Annotated in this window: 20 protein-coding genes; 6 read left to right on the top strand and 14 right to left on the bottom strand. The window is 66.7% G+C overall.

All coding sequences use genetic code 11. The features are described from left to right. Positions 1–120: 120 nt before the first annotated feature. The 4 genes from HYZ11_00600 to HYZ11_00585 form a co-directional block, all read right to left on the bottom strand. Positions 121–1,419, bottom strand: a complete 1,299-nt coding sequence (locus HYZ11_00600) for a hypothetical protein (GenBank protein ID MBI3126088.1) — start codon at positions 1,417–1,419, stop codon at positions 121–123. A 134-nt stretch (positions 1,420–1,553) separates the two neighbouring features. Continuing rightward, positions 1,554–2,648, bottom strand: a complete 1,095-nt coding sequence (locus HYZ11_00595) for a hypothetical protein (GenBank protein MBI3126087.1) — start codon at positions 2,646–2,648, stop codon at positions 1,554–1,556. Between the two features lie 292 nt (positions 2,649–2,940). Beyond that, positions 2,941–3,693, bottom strand: a complete 753-nt coding sequence (locus HYZ11_00590; GenBank protein MBI3126086.1) for a hypothetical protein — start codon at positions 3,691–3,693, stop codon at positions 2,941–2,943. 857 nt (positions 3,694–4,550) lie between these two features. After that, on the bottom strand, positions 4,551–5,654 hold the full coding sequence (locus HYZ11_00585) for a prolyl oligopeptidase family serine peptidase (protein ID MBI3126085.1): 1,104 nt from the start codon (positions 5,652–5,654) through the stop codon (positions 4,551–4,553). Positions 5,655–5,827: 173 nt separating this feature from the next. Here HYZ11_00585 and HYZ11_00580 point away from each other — a divergent pair, with 173 nt between their 5' ends. Beyond that, complete coding sequence (locus tag HYZ11_00580) at positions 5,828–6,727, top strand: DMT family transporter (protein ID MBI3126084.1); 900 nt, start codon at positions 5,828–5,830, stop codon at positions 6,725–6,727. A gap of 220 nt (positions 6,728–6,947) precedes the next feature. Here HYZ11_00580 and HYZ11_00575 read toward each other — a convergent pair whose 3' ends face one another. The 4 genes from HYZ11_00575 to HYZ11_00560 all read right to left on the bottom strand — a co-directional run bounded on the left by HYZ11_00575 (position 6,948) and on the right by HYZ11_00560 (position 12,764). Further along, positions 6,948–8,060 (bottom strand): DegT/DnrJ/EryC1/StrS family aminotransferase, encoded by a 1,113-nt coding sequence (locus tag HYZ11_00575; GenBank protein ID MBI3126083.1) that lies wholly within the window; start codon positions 8,058–8,060, stop codon positions 6,948–6,950. 199 nt (positions 8,061–8,259) lie between these two features. Continuing rightward, positions 8,260–10,557 (bottom strand): LPS-assembly protein LptD, encoded by a 2,298-nt coding sequence (locus HYZ11_00570; GenBank protein ID MBI3126082.1) that lies wholly within the window; start codon positions 10,555–10,557, stop codon positions 8,260–8,262. Between the two features lie 249 nt (positions 10,558–10,806). Beyond that, complete coding sequence (locus HYZ11_00565; GenBank protein MBI3126081.1) at positions 10,807–12,213, bottom strand: hypothetical protein; 1,407 nt, start codon at positions 12,211–12,213, stop codon at positions 10,807–10,809. Between the two features lie 362 nt (positions 12,214–12,575). Continuing rightward, a complete protein-coding gene (locus HYZ11_00560; protein ID MBI3126080.1) occupies positions 12,576–12,764 on the bottom strand; it encodes a hypothetical protein in 189 nt (62 codons plus the stop codon). A 397-nt stretch (positions 12,765–13,161) separates the two neighbouring features. Between HYZ11_00560 and HYZ11_00555 the strand changes: the two genes are divergently transcribed. From HYZ11_00555 to HYZ11_00540, 4 genes are all read left to right on the top strand, one after another. Next, positions 13,162–13,356: a hypothetical protein gene (locus tag HYZ11_00555; protein MBI3126079.1), complete on the top strand. Its 195-nt coding sequence runs from the start codon at positions 13,162–13,164 to the stop codon at positions 13,354–13,356. Positions 13,357–13,369: 13 nt separating this feature from the next. Beyond that, complete coding sequence (locus HYZ11_00550; GenBank protein MBI3126078.1) at positions 13,370–14,038, top strand: hypothetical protein; 669 nt, start codon at positions 13,370–13,372, stop codon at positions 14,036–14,038. Positions 14,039–14,376: 338 nt separating this feature from the next. Next, on the top strand, positions 14,377–14,604 hold the full coding sequence (locus HYZ11_00545; GenBank protein ID MBI3126077.1) for a DUF433 domain-containing protein: 228 nt from the start codon (positions 14,377–14,379) through the stop codon (positions 14,602–14,604). Beyond that, positions 14,601–14,978: a DUF5615 family PIN-like protein gene (locus HYZ11_00540; GenBank protein ID MBI3126076.1), complete on the top strand. Its 378-nt coding sequence runs from the start codon at positions 14,601–14,603 to the stop codon at positions 14,976–14,978. Before HYZ11_00545 ends, HYZ11_00540 begins: the two co-directional genes overlap by 4 nt. Positions 14,979–15,979: 1,001 nt before the next feature. Here HYZ11_00540 and HYZ11_00535 read toward each other — a convergent pair. The 5 genes from HYZ11_00535 to HYZ11_00515 form a co-directional block, all read right to left on the bottom strand. Further along, the gene (locus HYZ11_00535) at positions 15,980–16,228 is read right to left on the bottom strand and encodes a hypothetical protein (protein MBI3126075.1); all 249 of its coding nucleotides are present in this window, start codon (positions 16,226–16,228) and stop codon (positions 15,980–15,982) included. Positions 16,229–16,261: 33 nt separating this feature from the next. Further along, on the bottom strand, positions 16,262–16,588 hold the full coding sequence (locus HYZ11_00530; GenBank protein ID MBI3126074.1) for a hypothetical protein: 327 nt from the start codon (positions 16,586–16,588) through the stop codon (positions 16,262–16,264). 214 nt (positions 16,589–16,802) lie between these two features. Then, positions 16,803–17,561 (bottom strand): PD-(D/E)XK nuclease family protein, encoded by a 759-nt coding sequence (locus tag HYZ11_00525; protein ID MBI3126073.1) that lies wholly within the window; start codon positions 17,559–17,561, stop codon positions 16,803–16,805. Between the two features lie 17 nt (positions 17,562–17,578). After that, entirely contained in the window at positions 17,579–18,541 is a 963-nt protein-coding gene (locus HYZ11_00520; protein ID MBI3126072.1) for a WYL domain-containing protein, read from the bottom strand. 10 nt (positions 18,542–18,551) lie between these two features. Beyond that, on the bottom strand, positions 18,552–20,600 hold the full coding sequence (locus HYZ11_00515; GenBank protein ID MBI3126071.1) for an ATP-binding protein: 2,049 nt from the start codon (positions 20,598–20,600) through the stop codon (positions 18,552–18,554). 290 nt (positions 20,601–20,890) lie between these two features. Here HYZ11_00515 and HYZ11_00510 point away from each other — a divergent pair, with 290 nt between their 5' ends. Beyond that, the gene (locus HYZ11_00510) at positions 20,891–21,109 is read left to right on the top strand and encodes a helix-turn-helix transcriptional regulator (protein ID MBI3126070.1); all 219 of its coding nucleotides are present in this window, start codon (positions 20,891–20,893) and stop codon (positions 21,107–21,109) included. Between the two features lie 53 nt (positions 21,110–21,162). Here HYZ11_00510 and HYZ11_00505 read toward each other — a convergent pair whose 3' ends face one another. Beyond that, a complete protein-coding gene (locus HYZ11_00505) occupies positions 21,163–21,333 on the bottom strand; it encodes a hypothetical protein (protein MBI3126069.1) in 171 nt (56 codons plus the stop codon). Positions 21,334–21,787 lie beyond the last annotated feature (454 nt).

The raw sequence follows: 21,787 nt of genomic DNA, 5'->3' as shown, positions 1-21,787 counted from the left end.
ACCATGTCGAGGTCGGAGAGGAGACGAACGCCGGGCCCCACTCTTCAAAACATCTCAGGAGATCCTCCTCCCACGCCTGCGAGTGCGGCATCATATGACGAAAGAGCCGAACCTCTCCGCCTAGTTGATGAGCGGCCGGCAGGCGGGCACGGTGTTCAGCTCGGCCCGCATGTCGTTCGTTGCGCTATGGACCTTCATGACGATTCTGTACGCCGTGCGGATCTTCTTGAGAAAGTCGTATACTTTCTTGATTCTCTGCGCCACGGTCACCGCCTCGGACGTTCCTTCGGTTGCAACGGCGGCGGCTAGCTCGGCCAGAGCGAATACCTCGTCGACCTTTTCGGCAAAATATATGTTCCCAGCCAATTCCATGGCCTGCATATATGGCTCCGGGTCGGGTTGCGTGTTCTTCTTCAGCCCCGCCTGATAAATTTCGTTTCGGACCTTCGTCCACAACCCGCTTACGCAGTCCGCCGCGGCCTTCTGCGGGAGCGCCTCGACGATGGCGCACAGCTCCCGGTAGCCGGCTTTCAGGTCCAGGCAGGGTTTATGCCAGTAGGCGTGATCGAAGGCCTTCGCATACTGTGCCTTCCGCTTCTGCGCCTCCTTCGCGCCTTGCTTGAACATCTCGGGCGCATTGGCCACGAACGAGACTTCCTGCAGGATACCGCTCGCGTAGGGGAACACCCCGCAGTAGAAGCCCGTTACGAAGTGGTTGGAGCCCCTCAGGGCCAGTTCGCCCGTCGCCCCGAGATGATAAAACTTCGCCGCGGTCATGGCCGATTCATCGCCCATGGCATTCAGGAAGCCCGCGCAACTCTTGTTCACGCTGTGGACCGCCCTGTCCATGGAGTCGACCGAGGCGGATACCGCGTTCTTCCCGGGAGGAAGCGTATCGCACCGGTTGTCCTTGAAATTCTCGTAGAGGCCCTTGTCGCAGGAGGGGACCCTCTCGATGAGGTAGCAGGGGCGCTTGCCCTTGCCGCCGCAGGTGCTCACGGGCGCGACGTGCTTCGCGTGCTTGAACTGCTCGTAGCCCGGCTTCGAGCAGGCCTTGGTGGAGTTGATGTGGTAGGCCGTCCGGTGCCCCCCGCCGCCGCACGACCAACACGCGCCCCCGTCGTAGAGGTCAAAGAACTGCCCCTTCGGGCAGGAGAGCCCCTTGGCCTTCTGATGCCGGGTGGCGCGGTAAAGGTGCTCGGGGACCCACCGGGAGCAGGACTTGCCGTCGGTCACAGCGTACGCCGTGCGGTTCCAGCCCTCGCAGGTCCAGCATTCGCCTTTGTCGCGGGGGTCGTAGAAGCTGCCCTTGCCGCAGGAGAAGAGGGTCGCTCCCTCGGCCGGGCCCGAGACGGTGAACAGCAAGATAGCGGAAAAAGCCGCTGCGGCCATATAAGCCGTGCAGATTATTTTTTCCATCGCTCCTCCCTTTTTTCGCTTCCCGCGATTCCCCGAACGAACCATCTTTGCGGCGCGCCCGCGACCTTCTCGCGGGCCGGGAAATCCGCCCGGCCGCGCGCGGAATGGGGGGCGGGGCCTCCCGCCGCCCCCGTCTATTTTTCCGCCACGGGGACTCCCTTCATTCCCCGGGAGATGTCGACGTAAAAACCGTCGCACTTGTGGTTTTCCACGCGGAAATTGGGCGGGAGGCAGGCGTTGGGCTTGTCCACCGGCGCCGTTCCGCGGTCGAACCCCTTGGGGCAGGACCAGCACTCTCCCAGATTGCGGGGGTCGAAGAAGCTTCCGCTCGGGCAAAGAGCGGACTTTCGGATGAACTTGGCCCGCTTGAAGGTTTCGTAGGCCGGGCGCTCGCAGGCCTTGTCGCTGTCCACGGCGAACACCGTCCGCTTGTTCCCGTCGCAAGAGTAGCAGGCGCCGAGGACCCCGTGTCCGCCCTTGACGTCCCAGAATTCCCCGCGGGGGCAGCCTTGGCCGACGTGCGTGTTCTGCCGCTTCTTCTCCGCCCTGTGGTAGGAGGCGGCCACCGTCCTCGCGCAGGCCTTGCCGCTGTCCACGGCGTGGAACGCCGTCCGGTTCCAGCCCTCGCACGACCAGCACTCGCCCCCGTTCCGCGGGTCTGCGAAATTGCCCTTGCCGCAGCCGGGCTTGCTGACGTAGGTGGCCCGCCGCACGTAGTCGGGGTACTTCCATACGCGCCCGACGTGCCGCCCGGAGTTCCCGACGGGGTCGCTGTCCCGCCGGTGGTTGTCGACCATGCCGCGCGTCGCGGCGGAGACCGCCGCCATGCCGGCGGAACCGGGACCCGAGACGAATTTCAGGGCGCCCGGGGCGTTGAAGGTGATCCCCTTGAGGGTTCTCTTTCGGACGGTGACGGCCTGTGTGAGAAACCCCCCCAAGGAGCAGCCCGTCACCGTGATGTCGCGCGTGCGGATCGGCCGGTTACCGTGGCTTTTCTGCCTCATGCGGGACACCATATCGATAAACTTCTCGGCGTCGGTCACTTGGCGCCACAGGAAATCATTCCCCTGCCCGCTGATCTGCGAGTCCACGATTCCCATGTCCGCCATGACGTCCCGCGGGTCGTCCGTCTGGGTCCCCCGGAAAGCCACGAGAACGCTGTCGGGATGGGCGGCGTTCTCGTAGGCGCGGGCCTCCACCCCGGAGGGGAAGCGGGTGAGCTCCGTCAACGGCTTTAGTGAGACCGGGAGGGATACCTTGTTGTCCTTGCTCAGGTATAGAGAAGCGGCGAGAAGTGTCTTAAGGTCGTACTGTTGCGCGCCGTATGAGCAGGGAGGGGAGAAACCCATGAAGCCAAACAACAGCAAAAAGCATGCAACGGAGGCGACACGGAGACATAAGGAAGGCGATCTTTGTCGCATGGCTTACCCTTTCTTCAATCATAATCCGTGCACGAAACCCCCCAATAGCGGCTAGTTCAGGTGGTCCTTAACAAAAAGCGTGGAGCGAGAGAGCAGTTGATCAGGAGCCCCCGCCGGGCGGAGGCGTGTCCCCGCCAGCGGGAGTTTGATCACCCCCATCCGGAGGACTCGGAGGAGATCCCTCCCCCGAGCCGGGAGGGGATTGCCCCGCTTGTCCGGGAGGGGGCGGCGGCGCCGGCGCGGGGGGTGGCGGCGGCGCGGGGGGGAGGCCCACCAGCCCCGTCGACGACTTGATGGTCTGGATCAGGTCGGTGATTTCTTTTTTCGAGAGGGTCTCGCCGATGGTGATCTTGGTCTGCTGCGCTTCGGCAAGGGCAATCTTTTCGATCAGGGCGATGATTTTCAGGTAAAGGCTGATGAAGGTTTTCTGATCGATGTCATGGTTGACGCTGGCTTCGCACAGCCGGAACAAGAGCTCGCGGGAGAGCAGGACGGAAGGGGTGCGGCCGGTGAGTTCCCCTTCCGTGAAGCCGGACTCGGCCCGGGAAGCTTCTTGATCCTGGGAACCCGCCCTTCCGATGAGGGCGATGTTGAAATCGATATCGATGTCCTGCTGCTCATCCACCTTCACGTCGGGGCTCGGTTCGGCGCAGATCCGCAGATACGACCTGTCTGTCTTGACCAGGGTGTGCCGCTTGCTGGCGTCGGTGTAGATGAGGCGGGTGGTGCCGATGTGATGGATCTCCGCTTTGGGAGGCGCCGCGCAGGCGGAGAGCACCAGGGGCAGCAAGGAAAGGGCGAGGAGAGCCGGAAGTCCGGGGCGTGCCTGACGAATCCGAGCGGGCGTGGGCACAGGCACTTCCTCCGAGTCATAACCAGAATCGATATGAAATTAAAGTAACAAAAATTCAAAGACGAAACTACTATTTTTTGCTTTTGGCCGGTATTATCTTCATCTTTCTCGCCTCAAGTGGCTCAGTCTGATTTTCCCCACCGGCGGATATTCCTGCGGTCGGCCGAGCAGACCGTGCGGCCCCCTGCCGCCCCAGGCCCGGCGGCAGCCCGGGATCTGCTTTCCTTCCCTGTCATTCGATCTCGTCGGTGTTGATGGCCATGAACTTGGGCGTCGGCTCCATGGGCGGTCTCCTCGGCTGCGATGGATGGATGAAAAAAGGAATGGAAGAGGCGCCGGCGCTCCGGCCGGCGGGGCGATCCTAGCACAGGCCGGGCGCCGCGCTCTCCCCGCGCGAAAAAGCGCAAGAACCATGAAGGTGCGCGAAATTGCGCGAAATTGCGGTAAGTGGCTTTCCCCGCGCCGGGCCTATATTCCCGGCGGGAGCGCCGCGCGCGCCCTCCTCCCCCAATCAGGGGGCCGGAGGCGTCTCGCGAATTGAGGGGAAAAGCACCCCAAAGCCACCCGCAAGGAAGGAGGAAGCATAAGGGGAATGGGGGGCGGAGGCAGTCGTCACGGATAATAACGGATATTGAGGGGTAAAGGATGGATAAAGACCCAAAACCCCTCTGTGGTCCGACCACGGGGGGAGAAGGGAGGGGAGGATCGGCCTGCTGACGCTTGGTGAGGGCCAATGACAGATAAAGACTCTTTTTCCCCTCTGATCTTGCCGCGCCGGGACGGAAAAAGATCGGATAAAACCCCCCTTTTGCCGCCGGTCTGACCGCGCCCCTTTCCGCCCTCCCACCCCGCCCCCCCTACACCCGGTCCGCCAGCCAGTCGTACATGAAGCGGACGGCGTTCAGGGTGTTGTCGTTCTGGCAGTGGTTCTCCCCGAGGGTCTCGGGGGTCCACATCTTGAGCTCCTTATCGGCCGAGCCGAGCTCGCGGTAGGTGCGGCGGGCCGACTCGGGGTGGACGATGCGGTCCTGCTCCCCGTGGCTCACCAGGGTGGGGCAGCGCACCTTGGGGAGCACCCCCTCCAGGGTGTAGGCCTTGAGCTTCTCGCGGCAGCCGGCGTCGTCCTGGGCGCCCAGGATGTACTGGAACTGGCGCTGGATGGGGGGGTAGAAGTCGTAGACGTCCTTGAGCCAGTCGTAGCACGCCCCCCAGAGCACCATGGCCTTGATGCGCCCGTCCACGGCGGCGGTCTTGGGGCCGAAGTAGCCCCCCGCGCTCCGCCCCACGAGGCCGATCCGATCGGCGTCCACCTCGGGCCGGGCGCAGAGCCAGTCCAGCATGGCGATGACGGGGACCTCGTAGTCCGGCCGCATGTAGAGGCCCCTCAGGCGCACCGCCGCCCCCTGGCCCGGGCCGTCCACGATGAGGAGGTGCATCCCCCGGTCGAGGACCTCGCGGCCCCCCAGGAACCAGAGCTCCTCGGCCGTGGTGTCGGCCCCGCCCACGAGGAGGCAGGCCGGCCGCCTGCCTTTGCCCGAGGCCTGGATGAACCAGCCGGGCAGGCTCGTCCCCTCGTAGGGGATCTCGGCGCGCTCGAAGGGCGGGTCGAAGAGCGCGGCCCCCTTCTCGAACTCGGCCGCGCTCCGCTTGTAGGCCCGGATCTTGCGCGGGTCCCCCAGGAGGTAGAACTCGGAGGTGCGGAAGTAGTTGGAGGCCCTGAGGTGGGCGGCCCGGGCGGTGAGCCGGTGGCCCCTGGCCATCTCCTCCCCGGCGAGGCGCGCGATGCGCTCCCCCAGCTGGTAGAACTCGCGGTGCCAGGCCTCGGCGTCCCCCGCCTGGATGTCGCGGGCGGCGCTGTGCAGCTCATGGAAGTCCCCGCCCCCGTAGTGGGCCTCCGAAACCAGGCGGATGAACTGCCAGGACATCGTCCAGTCGGACGGCCAGAACTGGAACACGGGCATGGCGTCTCCCCCCTGAGACGAAAAAAGCCGGATCGGACGGCGCATCCTAGCAACGCCCGCCCACGCGAGAAAGCGAGGCGCGCTGGTGTTGCGCGGGGGCACGGGACTACAATCCGGCGGCCTGAATCCCCACGTCCCCGAAGTCCCGCCCCGGCCCCGGCCGAGGAGACCCGATGATCGAGACGGCGGCCCTCTTCGCGCTGTGCGCGGCATTCCTGCTGGCGCTGCGGGACATCTTCGGCCGCTTCGGGGTGCGGGGGCTCGACCCCATCGTGGGCACGGCGGTGAGCGCGGTGGCCGGGCTCCCGGTGCTGCTCGCCATCTCCCTCGCCCTCGGGGACTTCGCCCGGCCCTGGCCCGCGCGCTCCTGGACCATGGCCAGCATCGCCCTGGCGGGCATCCTGCGGATCACGGCGGCGCGCACCCTCCTCTTCGCGGCCTCCCAGCACATCGGGGCGGCGCGGGCCGGGACGCTCGGCACGACCAGCGCCTTCTTCTCGATGGCGCTGGGCATCGCCTTCCTGGACGAGCGGCTGACCCTCATGATCGCGGCGGGGGCCGCCCTCGTCATCGGCGGGAGCGTCCTCATGGCCAGGAGCCGGCCGGGGGGAGCCTCCCCCCAGGCGGAGGGGCTGAGCTACCTCAAGGGGGTGGCGCTGGCCCTGCTGAGCGCCCTCGTCTTCGGCACCTCCTCGGTCCTGGTGCGCCCGGCCGTGAACGACTTCGCCTCCCCGAACCTCGCCAACCTCTACGCCAACCTCTTCGCGGCGCTGTGCTTCCTCCCCTTCTGCTGGGGCCGCCTGGGCGCGACCCGGATGGGCGAGTGGTCCCTCGGCGCCTGGGCCTATCTCATCGCCGCGGGCTCGGCCGCGAGCCTGGGGGTGACCTTCATGTACCTCGCCCTGGCCCGGGCCCCGGTGGTGTTCGTGACCCCCATCTCGCAGTCCCGGCCCTTCTTCCTGGTGCTGGTCTCCTGGCTCTTCCTCCAGGCGCACGAGAGCGTGAACCGCCGCGTCGCCTGGGGCGCCGCCGCCATCGTGGTGGGGACGGGGGTTTTGATTCTGAGCAGGTAGGCGGGAGGCACGGGGCTTTCATCCCAATTCCCTGTTTAACAGGGAAGATACAGGGAATTCTTCCCCGATGGGCCCGCCCAGATTCGGGGCGGGAGCCCCCAAACCCTTCCTTTTCAATTGCATTCAAGGAACGGCGGCCGGCCGGGGCGCGGCGATAACAGGGAATTAACAGGGAATGATCAGGGAAAACAGCCGGCCCCGAGGCAAGAACCGGGGGGGCCTACCCCCGAAGGGCGCGGCGGAGGGTTTCGGCCACGCGGTCGATCTGGGCTTCGGTCATCTCGGCGAAGAGGGGGAGGGCCAGGACCTCTTTCGTGGCCCGGGAGGCATGAGGGAGCTTTAGGCCGGGCGGGACGGCTCCAGCGAAGGCCTCCTGCTCGTGCAGGCAGCCCGGATAGTAGACGGGGGCGGAGATCCCCTCGGCCCGCAGCCGCTCGGCGACGCGGTCCCGGTCCTTCACCCGGACCACGAAGAGGTGGTAGACGTGCTCGGCCCACGGGCGCGCCTGTGGAGGCACGAGCCCCTCGGCACCCTCCAGGCGATCCCGGTAGGCCTGGGCCCAGCGCCTGCGCGCCTCGTTCCACGCGTCCAGATGGGGGAGCTTCACCCGCAGGATGGCCGCCTGCAGGGTATCGAGGCGGCTGTTGTAGCCGATCACCCTGTGGCGGTACTTGTCCTCCTTGGAGCTCCCGTGGTTGCGGAGGTAGCGGAGCTTTTCGGCCACCTCTCCGTCCCGGGTCACCACCATGCCCCCGTCGCCGCAGGCGCCCAGGTTCTTCGAGGGATAGAAGCTGAAGGTGGCGGCGTGGCCCAGCCCGCCGGTCCTTCTTCCCTTGTAGCGGGCGCCGTGGGCCTGGGCGGCGTCCTCCAGGACGGCCAGCCCGCGCTCACCCGCGAGCTGCATCAGGGGTTCCATGTCGGCCGGGTGGCCGAAGAGGTGGACCGGGATGATGGCCCGGGTCCTCGGGGTGAGCTTCTCCCGGACCGATTCAAGATCGAGGTTGAAGTCCTCCAGGCTCACGTCGGCGAAGACGGGCGTGGCCCCTACATGGACCACGCATTCGGCCGTGGCGATGAAGGTGAAGGTGGGGACGATGACCTCGTCCCCCGGCCCCACCCCCAGGGCATCGAGGGCCAGGACGAGGGCGTCCGTCCCGTTCCCCACGGCGACGGCGTGGGGGACCTCGCAGTAGGCGGCGAACTCCTCCTCGAACTGCCCCACCTCGGGCCCCTGGATGAAGGCCACTGAGTCCAGGACCTTCCGGATGGCCTCCTCCACCTCGCCCCGGATGCCCGCGAGCTGGGCCTTCAGATCCATCAAGGGGACGTTCAAGGCGTCAATCTCTCCGCGCGCATATGCCGAAGAATGTTGCAACGCAAGGTGCTAGCCCGCCCCGCCAGGGGGTCCGGCAATCCCCGCCCCATCGGCTCCCTCGCCCCAACCAAGTCAAACCGAACGGACGGCCGAACAACCCGACTTCGGCCGCAACCTAGCATGGGGGCGCCGGGGATGGCGAGGCGGAGGCCCCGCCTCAAGGGGGGAGAGGGGACTGAAAGCGCATCGGGGCCAGGCCGCCCGAGCCCCCCAGGAAGCGGCCTTCGTCCGTCACCGTGCGGCGGGTCTTGAAGGTCGGCACACGCTCCCCCTCCAGGATGCCCAGGAGGCTGAAGTTGACGAATATCTCGCTCTTGTCGCGTGTGTCGGTCAAGGTCAGGGCGACCCCCCAGCAGCAGCTCTGGTAGCGCAGGATGATGCTCTGCTCGAGGGTGGCTCTCTCGACCTTGTTGAGGCGGGTGAGGTATTCGATGAACCACCGGCGGCCGAGGGCGACCCCTCCTGTGAAGTTGATGAAGCTCTGGCCGGTGCTGAACGGGAACTCGTTGCGCTGGCGCGACCAGGTGCGGTCGACGTTGAGGAACCAGTTGCGCCCCCCGTCGAGGAGGATTCCGGTGGAGTGCAGGTCGATCTCCTGCTCGTATTGATTGTAGAAGGTCTGGTGGAAGAGCCGGATCTGGCGCGTCGGGCGGGATGTGACGTCGAAAAGGATGAAGCCGAAGGGGCGTCGCTCCCGGGTCTCCAGGTCCTGGGTACGCCGCGCCTCGGCGACATCGAAGGTCTGGCTCAGGGCGATGCGGGCGAGCTGGCGGGTTTCGAAGCCGCCTTCTTCCTTCTCGAGCTTGGTCAGGAACCGGTTGACGATCGCATATGTGATGGTGTTCTGGTCCTGGAGAGAGTCGACTTCATCGAGCGGGATGATGAGCCGGCGGTCCTCCGAATCCATCGCCGGGCTGTAGAAATAGACCGTCTCGAGCCCGATGATGTGCTTGAAGTCCTGCAGCGGCCCCACCCGTCCCTCATAGACGCGGCTGAAACGGGGGCCGAGCACGTTGAGGGAGGCGAACCACATCTCGCGGGAGAGTATCTCCTCCCTGCGCTCCGCGTCGGTGGGGTTCGAGCCCACGGACGAGTTGATCTTCTGGACGGTCCAGAAAGTTTCACGGATGCCGAACTCGGGGGTGACGCCCAGCCAGGGGACGGTCTGCAAGGGCAGGGAGACGGAGGGCTCCAGATGCACCCGCTGCAGCTCGATGGAATTGCGGTTCAGGTCGCGGCGGAAGGCGGTGTAGGAGCTGATCAGTTCCTTGTAAAAGTCCGATGTCCCGATCCGCGACGAGAAGATGTCCAGCCTGACCTCCGGAAGCTTCTGGAAGAGCTGCCCATCGCTCTCGTCGAGTCCTTCCTGGCGCCGCATCCCGACTTTGAACTGGGTGTCAGCCCGCGGAAAATTCCGGGTGTACTGGATGGTGGTGTCGGTGTTCTGGCGGACCCGCTCGACCAGATCCCGCTCGAGGGAGCGGTCGATGACATCCCGCCTGGCCAGATCGATGAAGGCGTTGAATGAGGAGGCCGTCTCAGGGAATAGGGTGAGGTGATCTACCTTGAGGTCCCAGAACTGCCCTTTCTCAAGCTTGTCCCTGAGGAAGCTCCCCTGGACTCGGCCGCGGGTGTTCCCGCTCAGGATGTAGCGGTACTCGCCCTTGTAACGGATGCCCCGCTTGCTCAAGTAGTCGAAACCCAGGGTGGCGTCGGACCACTCGTTGATGGCCCAGAAGAAGGCGGGCGAGAACTCGAAGCCGTTGCGGTTCCCCGCGCCGAATTGAGGAACCAGGAAACCCGTCGCCCGCCGCGTCTTCACCGGGAGGACGGCGACCGGAAGATAACCGACCGGCACGCCGGCCACCTCCACCGCGGGGCCATCGAGGATGGCGTAGCCCTCGACCCGGAAGGTGGAGCGCTTGAAGCGGAAGCCCCAGTCGGGGCGGTCTCCCTCGCAGGTGGTGAAGGTGCCGTCCACGACCTCGTAATGATCCTGGGCGAGGCGGCGCAGAAGATCGCCCGTGATGTAATAGGTGCCGCCGAGGTAGCCGCGCGCGTCATAGATGACCACCCGCTCGCTGTCGAGGTTGAACTCGATCCGGGTGCCCACGATCCGGTCGTTCCCGGCCTGGAAGACGATGTTGCCGGTCGCCACCCCGTCGCGCGTGCCGGACTGCACCTCGACGAAATCCGCCTGGATGCGCTTGTCCCCGAAGCGGATGTCGGCGAAGCCCCGGCCGACGACCCGCTGGCGCTCCCGGTCCTCGGTGAGCTGGTCGGCCGAGATGGCGGCGGCGGCGGTCGGATCCTGCAGGAAGCGGAGCCCCTCCTTTCTCTCTCCTTCCCTGGGAAGGGGGGAGCGGGGCTGGGGGAGAGGGGCCGAGGGGGGGGCGAACTGGGCCGCGGCGGGAGCCGCGTACAAGACAAGAGCCATCGCCAACGCAAATAGCATGCGCCTCCGGCGCATGGAGGCGCAATTTCCCTTAGCCTCGGCGGCTCGAACGGGCACGTTCCGATCCTGGGCCGATGGGGCGGATTCCGAGTATGAGCCTGAGACTCAATGCATCTGAACGGGCGCATTATGGGACCATAGCGCCGGGACCGCAACGGATATGCGTCAGCCCGAAACGGTGAAACTCAAAGTCCCACCGGATGCCCTCCCAGGCCTCGTTCGGGCCGAAGACCTCAGGCAACCCTTCCGCTAAGAGCCTTTTCGGCGGAACAACCAGAATACCTGCTGATCCCAGCCCCGCTCCAGGATGAGCCTGTCCTGGCCTCCGGCCGCGAACCAAGGATCTGGCCCTGCCCGTTCCACGCCTCGCGACGCCTGAGCGCGGCCCGCCGTCCCCAGCCCGAGCCGCCGGCGCGCCGCCTGGATGGCGGACTCCCCCTCGAACGGCTGGGGGGTCGAAATGAAATAGAGCCGGTAGATTTGGCCCCTCTCGGCCATGCGCGCGTGGAAGGGGAGGAAATGGCCCGGCTCCACCCGCCGGGACCAGCCCTGCCTTCCCGGATCGGCGGAAGAGAAGATTTCCTCCGCCTCTCCATTCCGGTTGATGACGAAGGCGTACACATGGCGGACCGACCGGGCCGCCAGCCGCCCCACCACGAGCGACCTCGCTCCCACCACGTTGCGGACGGCGAGGCTCTGGCGCTGGCCCCGCGCGTCGATCTCCTCCAGCCTCACGTCGAGCGCCGGCTCCCCCCAATAGGGCGGGTGCTCCGGAGCCGAGCGCGGGTTGGGCTCGACCCGCTCCCTGAGCGCCTCCCTCACCGTGTTCTCCGGAAGCTCATCCCTCGCATAGGCGAGATACCGGCGCCCCCGTTCCACACGCTCCGGCAGGCTGAAGACATCCTCCAGGCCGCGGCTGTACCTGACATAATAGAAGGCCTGGGGCGGAGCGTTCAGCACCACGGCGGCCCAGATGCGGACGCGCCCGGGCCCCAGCGCGTAGGCGCCGAAAACGGCCGCATCCGCCCCCAGGATGGAGGCCGAGTAAACGGCGGATTCTTCTCCGTACGTGCCGCCCTTTGCTCCGGCCCAGAGCCCTTGGAGAGGATGATCCCCATCCAGCTGGGCCGACAGCTCTTCCGGACTGGGGGGCTCCGCCCGGCCCTCGAGCTTCGCCCGCTCGATTACATCCCGCCAGTCCCCTATCGTCACGGCTTCCGGCGGATTATCGAAGTCGCCTTGATCCTCAGGGATCGATAACGGAAGGCGGAAGGATTTCGCTTCCTGCCAAGCCACGCCCTCGCCTCCATCCACGATGCGGAATTGGCCCGAGGCCCCCAGCGCCCGGCGGACGGCCTCCTCCACTTCGCGGCTGAAGGCCGTCCGGACGCCGGTGCGCGCCTCGGGAAATCCCGCGACCACGACCCGAAGCACCGTCTCCATCTCCTTGCTGGGATCCGGGCGGGCCTTGAACCGGCTGACATTCTTGAAATCCGACTTGCGCAGGCCCTCGGCCAGGCCGGCGGCCAGGCGCGCGCCCAGCGCCCGGACGGAGTCGGGCCGGCCCGAGGCCTCCTGCCATGGGATCGGCAGATAATTCGCGCAAGAGATGAGGAGGATAGGGGCGAGCCAGAACCAAAGCCGAGGGAATTTCATCCGGGCTCCATCCTAGGAGAGCATCGGGAGACGCCTTCGTAGAAGAAAGAAAGGCTAGACTCGACTCGCCCTTCCCGTCGGGCAGGAACCTGCTCATGTGCGATCAACCGCATCCTTAGAGGCCGGCCTCGGAGGAACCGCCCGACCTTCAGCGTATCCCAGATCCCGCGCGCGGGCCTTCCGCACTTCCTATCCCTATCCGTCAGGAATCTTCAAGGCAGGAACCCAAAAACGAAGACGAAAAGATGAGAGGTCCCACAGGGCGCATCCTGCCATGGGGAGAATTCCCCCACCACCCCGGGACGGCGAAGTCGATGCAGCCCTCGGGTGGCCTCCCCAGGGGCTTGGACGGCTCCTCCAGCCTAGACGTTCTCTGAGCCCTGGCCCGGCTGGGCATCCGCGCTAGGCTCCGGTTGAGCCGGGACCGCGGCGGCTTCCTCCTCCCGCGCCATGCCCTCGAGGACATACATCCTCGCCTTCGTCGCGGGCCCCATTCCGGACAGGCCGGCCAAGCGGTCGAGCCGGGCGCGGTCCGCCTCGGTCAGGCGCACCTTGATGCCCCCCCTGAGGGCCCTCTCCCCTTTTGGCGGCTGTCCCCTTCTGGCGCTCATGGCGGCCAATGTAGAACGTATTTTATTGGAGTGCAAGTAATCATTTGCCTGGAAGAAACGGCATTCCCCCAGGTGTGCTTCGTTTTTTGAATAATCGCTGCCCAAGCTCGGCCCCAGGATCCATCCCCCGGGCGAAATCACGGCGACGGAACCAGCACCCCGACTGGCAGTAGCCGCGAAACGTGAATCGGCCCCAAAAAGGCCCGATTTTAGGCGATCTTGGGGCGGAAATTTCAGCGGAACATTTTTATTGGAGTGCAAGTATTCAGTTGATTTTTTTATTTGGAGTCCATGTATTATAAATAACTGGAGTCCACTTATCTGAGGAGAACCCCTTATGACCACCCCCAAGCCCGCTTCGGTCCCCCCGGCGGCCCCCCTCCCTGACGGTCCGAAGGAAGCCTCCCCCCGCGTCACGCCGGTCTTTCACCGGGACCGGGACGGGGGGTACTTCTTCGATGGGCTCTACCAGGTGGGGAACGGCTGGATCAGTCAACTGGAGTACGAGAAATACTACCTGGGCAGTGCCTGAGAGGAGACACCCCATGGCCACGGCGAAGGCGTTTCCCATCAAGGCCCTCCGGGCGCCCTTCCCGGAGAGCGCGATCCGGACCAAGCTGGAGCGGGATGGCCAGCCCCGCAGGGATGAGCGGGGGAATCCCATTCCCTACCTGGAGGCCCGCACCGTGACCGAGCGGCTGAACGAGGCGTTTGGCGGCAGATGGTGCTTTGAGATTGTGAAGCACCAGATCGGCCGGGACCAGGTGTGGGTCCTGGGAAGGCTTTCGGCCTGCGGGGTGACCAAGGAGCAGTTCGGCTCAGCGGAGATCAAACGCCGCTTGGAGATCCGAGAGGTCATCGACATCGGGAATGATCTGAAGTCGGCGGCCTCGGACGCCCTGAAGAAGTGCGCCTCGCTGATGGGGGTTGGCCTCTACCTCCAGGACAAGGACGCGCGGAGCCGGGCGGAGGGCGCAGGCGCCAACGGATCGCACGCCAACGGCTCGCCCGGGAAAGGGGAGGCATGGGGGGATATCCCCGTCACCGAGGAGCAGGCGAGGGAGTTCTGGAGCAAGGCGCTGGATGCCGGCTGGGACCGAGAGCGCATCCTGGACTCCGTGGAAAGGCTGACGGGCGCCCGGGAGCTTCGAGCCCTTCTGGAATCCCAGCTGGACGCGTTGCTGCAGGAGATAGGGGAGCCCGGGGAGGATTGAGGCGCCTTCGAGTAGACCCCCTTGAGGTCCGGGGATTTTCAATGGGGTCCGGATTCCCGCCTTGGCCGGCTGGAATGGCATACAAGGGGAAGCCCGCCCGGCAAGCGAACCAGACATGGGCCCTACTCTCCAGCCGGAGAAGACCGCCGGGCGAGGGGTTTTCGTGTATGATTCAAATTGAATGCTAGCATTGTTTCTTCTTCCGGGTTTGGGAAGGTCCTCCGACGCCCGGCCAGCCTCTCCCCAACGCCACCATTGGGGGACTCAGCCCGCCGGTCGAATGGTCCAGGCGAAACCCGGCGCGAATGACAGATTCATTTCCTTCAAAGGAGAGCGGAATGAAGTTCACCCGGATCACCGTGAATCCCCAACAGATGGGGGGCATGCCGTGCATTCGGGGCCTTCGCATCCCGGTGGCGGCGGTGGTGGGGATGATCGCAGACGGAATGACGGAGAGTGAGATTCTCAAGGCGTATCCCGACCTTGAGTCCCCCGACATCCATGAAGCGCTCCAGTATGCGGCCGAAGCCGTGCGCGAGCGCGAGTTGCCGCTGACGATTCCGTGAAATTCCTCGTGGACAATGCGCTGTCGCCCTTGATCGCCGAGGGACTGAGGCGGAGCGGGCATGACGCCGTTCACGTCCGTGACTATGGTTTGGAAGCGGCCGAGGACGATCGTGTATTCGAACGGGCGGCCGCAGAGGAGCGCGTTCTCGTCTCCGCGGACACCGATTTCGGCGCGCTGCTGGCCTTAAAGGGCGAGACGAGGCCTTCTGTGGTTCTTTACCGCCGCACGGCGGATCGGCGGCCAGAGAGGCAGTTGGCCCTCTTCCTGGCCAATTTACCCGCCATCCAAGGCGCCCTGGAACGGGGAAGCGTGGTTGTCTTCGAGGAGACCCGCACCCGTGTCCGGCCGCTACCGATTGGTGAGGGAGGATAGGCGCACGAAGAAATTTCAATGGACCCACAAACACGCCCCGGGAGGACCTTGGGGCGATGCGCGAGAATCGATAGAAAAAAGGTAGAAGGGTAGAAGGAACAAACTAGACCCCGCTCGGGCGGCGCGGGAGCTTCGCTCCCTGCTGGAATCCCAACTGGACGCCCTGCTCGCCGAAATCGGGGGCGGGGAGGAGGGATGACCGGCGGGAACACCCGACCGGTTTCGCCCCCGCCCCGAAGGTGCTATGCCCCCCATCCCGGGGCGCCGGGTTGCCGGTAGCTCCTACGATTGGATGATGGGGTGGATCCATCGGCCGCGCTGGACCGAGGGGGCATTACGCGCGACGGGGGTTCCGCCGGGTTTCAGAATATGCCTGGGACTGGATCCCTTCCTTCGGGCATGCCGCGCGCCACTTACGACCGCCCTCGACGATGCGCTCGGCATAGATGAGGATCCAGGCGCATTCCTGGAACCGGGGATCCCGGATCCTTCTGGCCAGGGCGAGCCGCTCCGGCCAATCGACAGCGTGAAACTCCGCCATCGTTTCGTGGCCCCAGGGGGTAGGGGATCCATCGCATAGCCGCTCCTCCAAATGAAGAGAGGAGGGTTTCATCCGAGCCCCACCTTCAGTGCCCCGGGCACCCGGGAGCGGACCCCCGGGCGCCTCCGAACGACCGCGGCGAGGCTGCGCCACTCGCTCTCGGAATGGCCATCCGCGCGCGCCCTCTCGGGCGCCGCCTCGGCCGGCATCAGGACGGGAAGCGCGGTGGAGCGAATCCTTCGGATGGGTGTCTTCTGCTGACTCATCGCGCGAAACCATTCAACCTCCGAGAGGCCGACGAATTCCCTCGGGTCGAGGCTCAAACCGAAGACCGTGAGCTGGGCATCATCCTCGGATTCGCAACACAGTACGCCACTGGCCGGGAGTACGCGCCGAAGCGGTGAAAACGGACGGAAACCATCCGTGCTCGCTCCCGTCGTCCCGTCCCCCTCCGCGGTCCCTATTTCTCATGCACGCGGCTCGGGCCGTGGGCGCAGCCGCGCCCCGTGGCGGTGGAGCCGCACCAGACGCACTTGTTCGCGCCGCTCCCATGCCTGTGCTTCTTCACCGGGCTTTGGGGGCACGACCCGTACGCCGCCGAGCCGCAGAAGACGCACTTCTTCTCGTCGTTGTCGTGCTCGTGCTTTTTATGGGGGCTCAGGGTGCAGGAACCATAGGCCATGGAATTGCAGAACCGGCATCTCCCCATGACGTTCGCTCCTCCTCGGCAGGTGGCCGAGGCTTATAGGTACGGGTAGCCCTGGTTCAGGTCCTCCAGAACCGCGCGGTGCCGGTTGAAGAGGTCCCACAGGAGGTCCGCGACCTGCTTGGCGACTCTCCCCCCTTCCCGGTTGTCCTGGTTGATCGAAAGGAGGTCCAGAGAGACCACGCCCGCGTGCGAGAACCTCTTCCACCCCGCCCACCACGGCTCAGACTTATAGTCCTCCCGCGCGAGGGCGCCCGCCAGTTCCTGGTCGCGCGGGACCCACTTGTCCCGGGGGACCGCCCGGCCCCGGTTGACCCCGAAGCCGCAGCCCGCGGGTCCACCCGTCAGGTTCGCCGCGCCCACGCAAAAAACCTCCCCTCTCTCACGGAAAATTATCCCCGCCCATGAATCACATCCGGCGTCGACCTCATTCAGGTCAGGGCACCACAGACCCGCGAGGTCTTCCTGCTGAAGACTCCAAGCCAACCGATCACGGACCCCTCCCCAGAAATCCTCATAGACCCTGAGCGTCACCTCAGGCAGAACGCTTGCGATCTGGACCGCCGCCTCCAGGTTCTCAGGAACCGTCAGGTACTGATGGACTTCTTTGTTCATTGACCTCCCCTCCATAGCTCCTGTGCAGGTCCCGGCACACCCCGACGTACTGCCCCATGATGTATTTCAGGGCGTTCTCGCCCATGTCCTGGATGGACGCCCATAAGATGTCCGCAAGATCCCCGTAGGAGAGGCACTTGCATTCGGCCGCGATTCCGTCCGGGGCCGACACGGGCCGGTCCCCCCTCGGGGTCAGGAAGACCAGCGTCTTCTCCCCGCGCTGGGACGCGAGCCATCCGTGGTACCGCCCGATCTGGTTGTCGCCCTCGAGGGCATGGACCTTGTTCTCAATGGCGATGACGTGCCCCGGCAGCCAGATGCAGATGTCCAGCTGGCCCCAGTCCCCGACGGGCACCTCCCGCTGCACGACGGCCTGGGTAGTCCCGAGCCGGGGATCCCCTTCCTCCAGCACGCCCTGCAGGAACCGTCTCAGGAACCTCTCGCCCTGGTCGTGGCGCTCCCCGGGGTCGAGCAGGTATGCCAGGAACCGTGAGTGGAGGACCTCCTTGTCGCGGACGGCCAGGGCGTCGAACACGTTGAACCGGAAGGCGTCCCGGCAGCGGTCCGCCTGGAGCGCCTCCCAATGGGGGCGGAAGCCCCGGAGGAGCCGGTCGAAGCCGACCACCTCTCGCCGCCGGGCGGTGAAGGCGAGGCCGACATACCCTTCCAACAGGCGGGCAATCCGGTCGAGGGAGACGTTCTCTGGAGATGATCGGGTCACGCGGGTCCCTCCTTAACTTAACGGCCCTTGAGGTCGGACAGGACTTCCTTCAGCGCCTCCGGCTCCACCACCTCCACCCCCTCCCCCCAAGTGAAGAGGTGCCAGGCCATCTCCCTGAGCCCGCAGGCCCGGAACCGGACGACGAGGGAGCCGCCGGGCTCCTCGGCCGCCTCCTGCGTCGGGTGGAAGAGGAAGTTCCGGGCGTCCCGGGCCGCCTCGGGGGTGAACCTCCACACCACGTGGAAGGGCCCCTCCTCCTCCTGGTAGGTCCCGAAGGAGCGCTCGGCGTACGCCCGCAGCGAGAAGCCGGCCGGCCGCTCGAAGGGCGCCTCCGTCACCTCGACCCGCTCGATGTTCGAGAGGACGTACTGCCGGAGGCCTTCCGCCCCCTCGGCGACGAGGCGATGGCGGCTCCCGTAGAGGACCCCGCAGGGGCCGACCGTGCGCCGGACCCGGCCTCCTCCCTCCCGCTTGCGGTAGTGGAGCCTCACCTTCACCCCCCGGAGGATGGCCTCCCGGATCCGGCCGAGGACCCCGGGCCGGACGGCCTCCTGGGGGCCCGGCCGCAGGGCGAGGCCCTCCGCCTCCACCAGGGCCTCGAGGTCCGGCTCGACCCGCCGGGCGTCGGCGGGCCGCTGGAGGGCCCGGAGCTTGGCGGAGACGGCCCGCAGGGCCGCCGCCTGATCCCTCATCCCCTCGCGGTCGAGGGCCTGGGCGGCGCCCTCCAGGCCGGCCAGCTCCTCCGCGCGGAACCGGACCAGCCGGTCCAGGGTGCCGGGCGGGATGCGCCAGCGCTTGGTCCGCTCCCCGGTCTCCACCTCCTCCCCGAGGAAGAGATCGACGACCGCGTCCCGCATCCGCTCGGCGGTCCGCCGGGCCACCCCCAGCTCGGCCTGGATGTCCTGGAGGGAGAGGCCGCCCGGGCTCCCCTGCATCCGGAGGGCGAGCCGCAGGAGGGTCTCCATTCTCTCGTAGCGCATGGGTTCTCCCTCAGGCGAAGCCGATGGCCCGGGCGGGTCCCGCCTTCAGGGCGCACTCATGGGCGAGCATCCGGAGGAGCTCCGCGGGGTCCCCGAGGCCGCCCAGCACCTCCGCCCGGCGGCGGACGGCGGCGAAGTCCCCGGGGGTGAGCCGGGCGAGGGCGGCCAGCTCCCGGGGGGCCTCGCATCCGAGGTAGAGCGAGAAGGCGCGCCGGGCCTGGTCGGGGTCCAGGTAGCCGAACCGCACCTTGAGGGTGAACCGCCGGAGGGAGGCCGGGTCCAGGCGCTCCACGAGGTTGGTGGTGCAGGCGAAGGGGAGGGCGTGGGCCTCCATGCGGGCGAGCATCTCGTTCACCTGGGTGACCTCCCAGGAGCGCAGCGCCAGCCGCCGGTCCCCCAGGAGGGAGTCGGCCTCGTCGAGGAGGAGGAAGGCCCCCTCCTCCCGGGCCTCCTCGAAGGCGCGGGCGATGTTCTTCTCGGCCTCGCCCACCCACATGGAGAGGAGGTCGGAGGCCCGCTTCTCGAGGACCTCGAGCCCCAGCCGCTCGGCGAGGTGGCGGGCGCAGGCGCTCTTGCCCGTGCCCGGGGGTCCATAGAGGCAGAGGGAGAAGGACCCTCCCTTCCACCCGGCGGGGATCCCGCGGAGGTCGGGGTCGGCGTTCAGGAGGCCGGGGTCGAAGGGCGCCTCCTGGGGGGCCCGGCGGGGCGGGAGGGACTTCCCCCGGAGCGCCCGGGCCAGGGAGAGGGCGGTCAGCCGGAGGCTCCGGGGGTCCCCGGTCAGCCCGGCCGCCTCGACCGCCTTGGCCACCACCCCGGGCGGGACGTCGGCCTCCCGGGCGAGGGCGCTCACCTCCCCGGGCGGCAGATCGAGCCCTCGCTCCGCGAGGTGGCGGCGCCAGATCCGCTCCCGCACCCCCCGGGAGGGGGCCTTCAGCTCGATCACGAGGCTCATCCGCCGCACGACGGCGGGGTCCAGGGCGGCCAGGCTGTTCGTGGTCCACAGGGTTGGGACCGGCGCCTCCTCCAGGAGGCGGTGGATGAACACCTTGGACCCGGCGTGGGACCTCCGGAGGCGGGAGGGGCCCAGGAGGGGGGAGGCGAGCTCCAGGCCTCCCTCGAAGAGGTCCTCCATCTCGTCGAAGAGGAGGGCGGCGCGGGGGCTCTGGAGCAGCCGCTGGGCGAGCTGGAAGGCGCCGATCCGCCCGGAGCGGTTGTACTCCTCCTCCGCCTCGCTCTTCTCCCCGATGGAGTAGAGGTCGATCTTGAGGTGGTGGGCGATGACCTTGCAGAGCTCGGTCTTGCCGGTCCCGGTGGGGCCGTGCAGGAGGACGTGGACTCCCCGGGCGCGGCTCTCGAGGGCGCCGTGGAGCAGGCGGGCGGCCAGGTCCCGCTCCTCGGCGAGGTGGCCGAAGTCCTCCCACGCGAGATGGGTCCGGGCCACTTCGCCCAGCAGCCGGCGGAGGAGGTCGGCGTAGCCCCCCGAGGGGGAGAGGAGGGCGTGGCTCACCCGGGGGAGGACGTCGAGGTCGATCCCGTAGCCGGAGGGCTTGTAGAAGGCCCCCAGGCGCAGGAGGCCGGTCCGGACCAGGGCGGCCTCCGGCTCGAGGCGCCGGCCGACGTCCCCGGGCCGGGCGTCGAGGAGGAGGGCGAGCATCCGGGGGGCCTCGGTCCCGCAGCGGTACTTGAGGCCGGAGCAGAGGGCCAGGACCGCGGGGGAGGCCTCGGCCCGGACCCCCAGGCCCAGGATCTCGGCCTCCAGGCCGTCCAGGCCGAGGGCGTCGGCGAGGACCTCGAGGTTCTGCTGGAGGGGGCTGGGGAGGGAGGCCCGCAGATTCCCGAGCCAGCCGTCCAGGAGGCGGACCAGCTCCTCCAGGCTTCCGGCCTCCTTCCGCCCGGGGAGGGGGGCCAGTGATCTCCTGCGGTGGGAGGGGCAGGCTTCCTGGATGTGGGAGAGAGTCTCGTCGAGGATTTCGGACATCGGGGAGGAGAGGTCCGGGAGGGTGCGGAGGAGGTTCCGGACGTACCCCAGGGCCGTCCGGCACTCGTAGAGGTCATCCATGCCCCGCCTCCTCGACCCGATCCTGGCACGGGTATGCGTCAGGAATGGACGTATAGTGTCCCGGGGAAGTCAACCCTCGAATCGGGCCGGCCGGGGGAGGTTCGGGCGGTGCAGGCGCCACCCCCCGGTGGTTCGGGCCTTTTCGGCCAAATCCGGGCCGAATCCGAACGGCAATGCCTCCTTTGCGGCTGAAAATCCCCCCATTGTTACCATAGCGACGCGGAAATTTACACCCAGATGATACTTATAGTCCGTGGATGCATGGTCATCGGGGGTGCTCCGATGAATCCATGGCGAGGGACCGCGGGCAGAGGGTGCTGGAGGCGTTCGGGAAGCGCGTGCGGGCGCTGCGGCGGGAGCGGGGGCTCTCCCAGGAGGGGCTGGCCCACGAGGCGGGCCTGGACCGCACCTATGTGGGCGGGGTGGAACGGGGGGAGCGGAACATCAGCCTGCGCAACATCCAGAAGCTGGCCGAGGCGCTGGGGGTGCCGCCCCGGGAGCTGCTGTAGGGGTCACCTCTCCCGCCTCGGCGGATGGCTTCCCCCACGGCTCCTTGTCCATATCATTTTGCTGGCGGACTCAGGCAAATATATCCCGCGCCCGCTCCCTGGGAGTGGATGCGGGCCTTCTGCAGGAACTGCTGGCCGAGGCTCTCGCATTGGGCCTCGGGGACCTGCTGGAGAGACGGGTTCTGCGACATCGTGAACCACAGAACGAGGATGGCCATTGCCATGTCGATTCCTCCAGACAAGTAGAAATCCCTAGGCGTAACCCCAGTGAAGGCCTGAATGCGCCTCACTCTCTTCCTTCGCCGCAAGTGCCCACGTTCAACCCCCACCCCAGTTCATCCAGATCCGCCGGGTCATGCTGCCTGCCATACTGTTCCCCGCCCAATCAAATGGGCAATCCTGAAGCAAGCTGCTTCCCGGGCAGCGCACGGACCAAGCCGCGCAATAGCATGGAACAGGCAATCAATAGGGCGCCCCCCCAGAAGGCTCAAATCACATTCCCAGGAGAGGAGAGTCTTCATGCGCCATTCCAATAACCCGGATATAAACGACACTGAATTGCTCATCCTCGGGACCGCGCTCATATACACTTGAGAAATGGACAACCTGAGTTAAGCGTCAAGACTCGCCGTTTGGGTGGGACAAATAGCATTGAATATGAGGTTTAAGGAAAATAAT

Source organism: Candidatus Tectomicrobia bacterium (genome assembly GCA_016192135.1).
Classification (GTDB): domain Bacteria; phylum UBA8248; class UBA8248; order UBA8248; family UBA8248; genus 2-12-FULL-69-37.
Note: the sequence above shows the minus strand (reverse complement) of the source record. Positions and strands in the feature narration are given on the sequence as shown.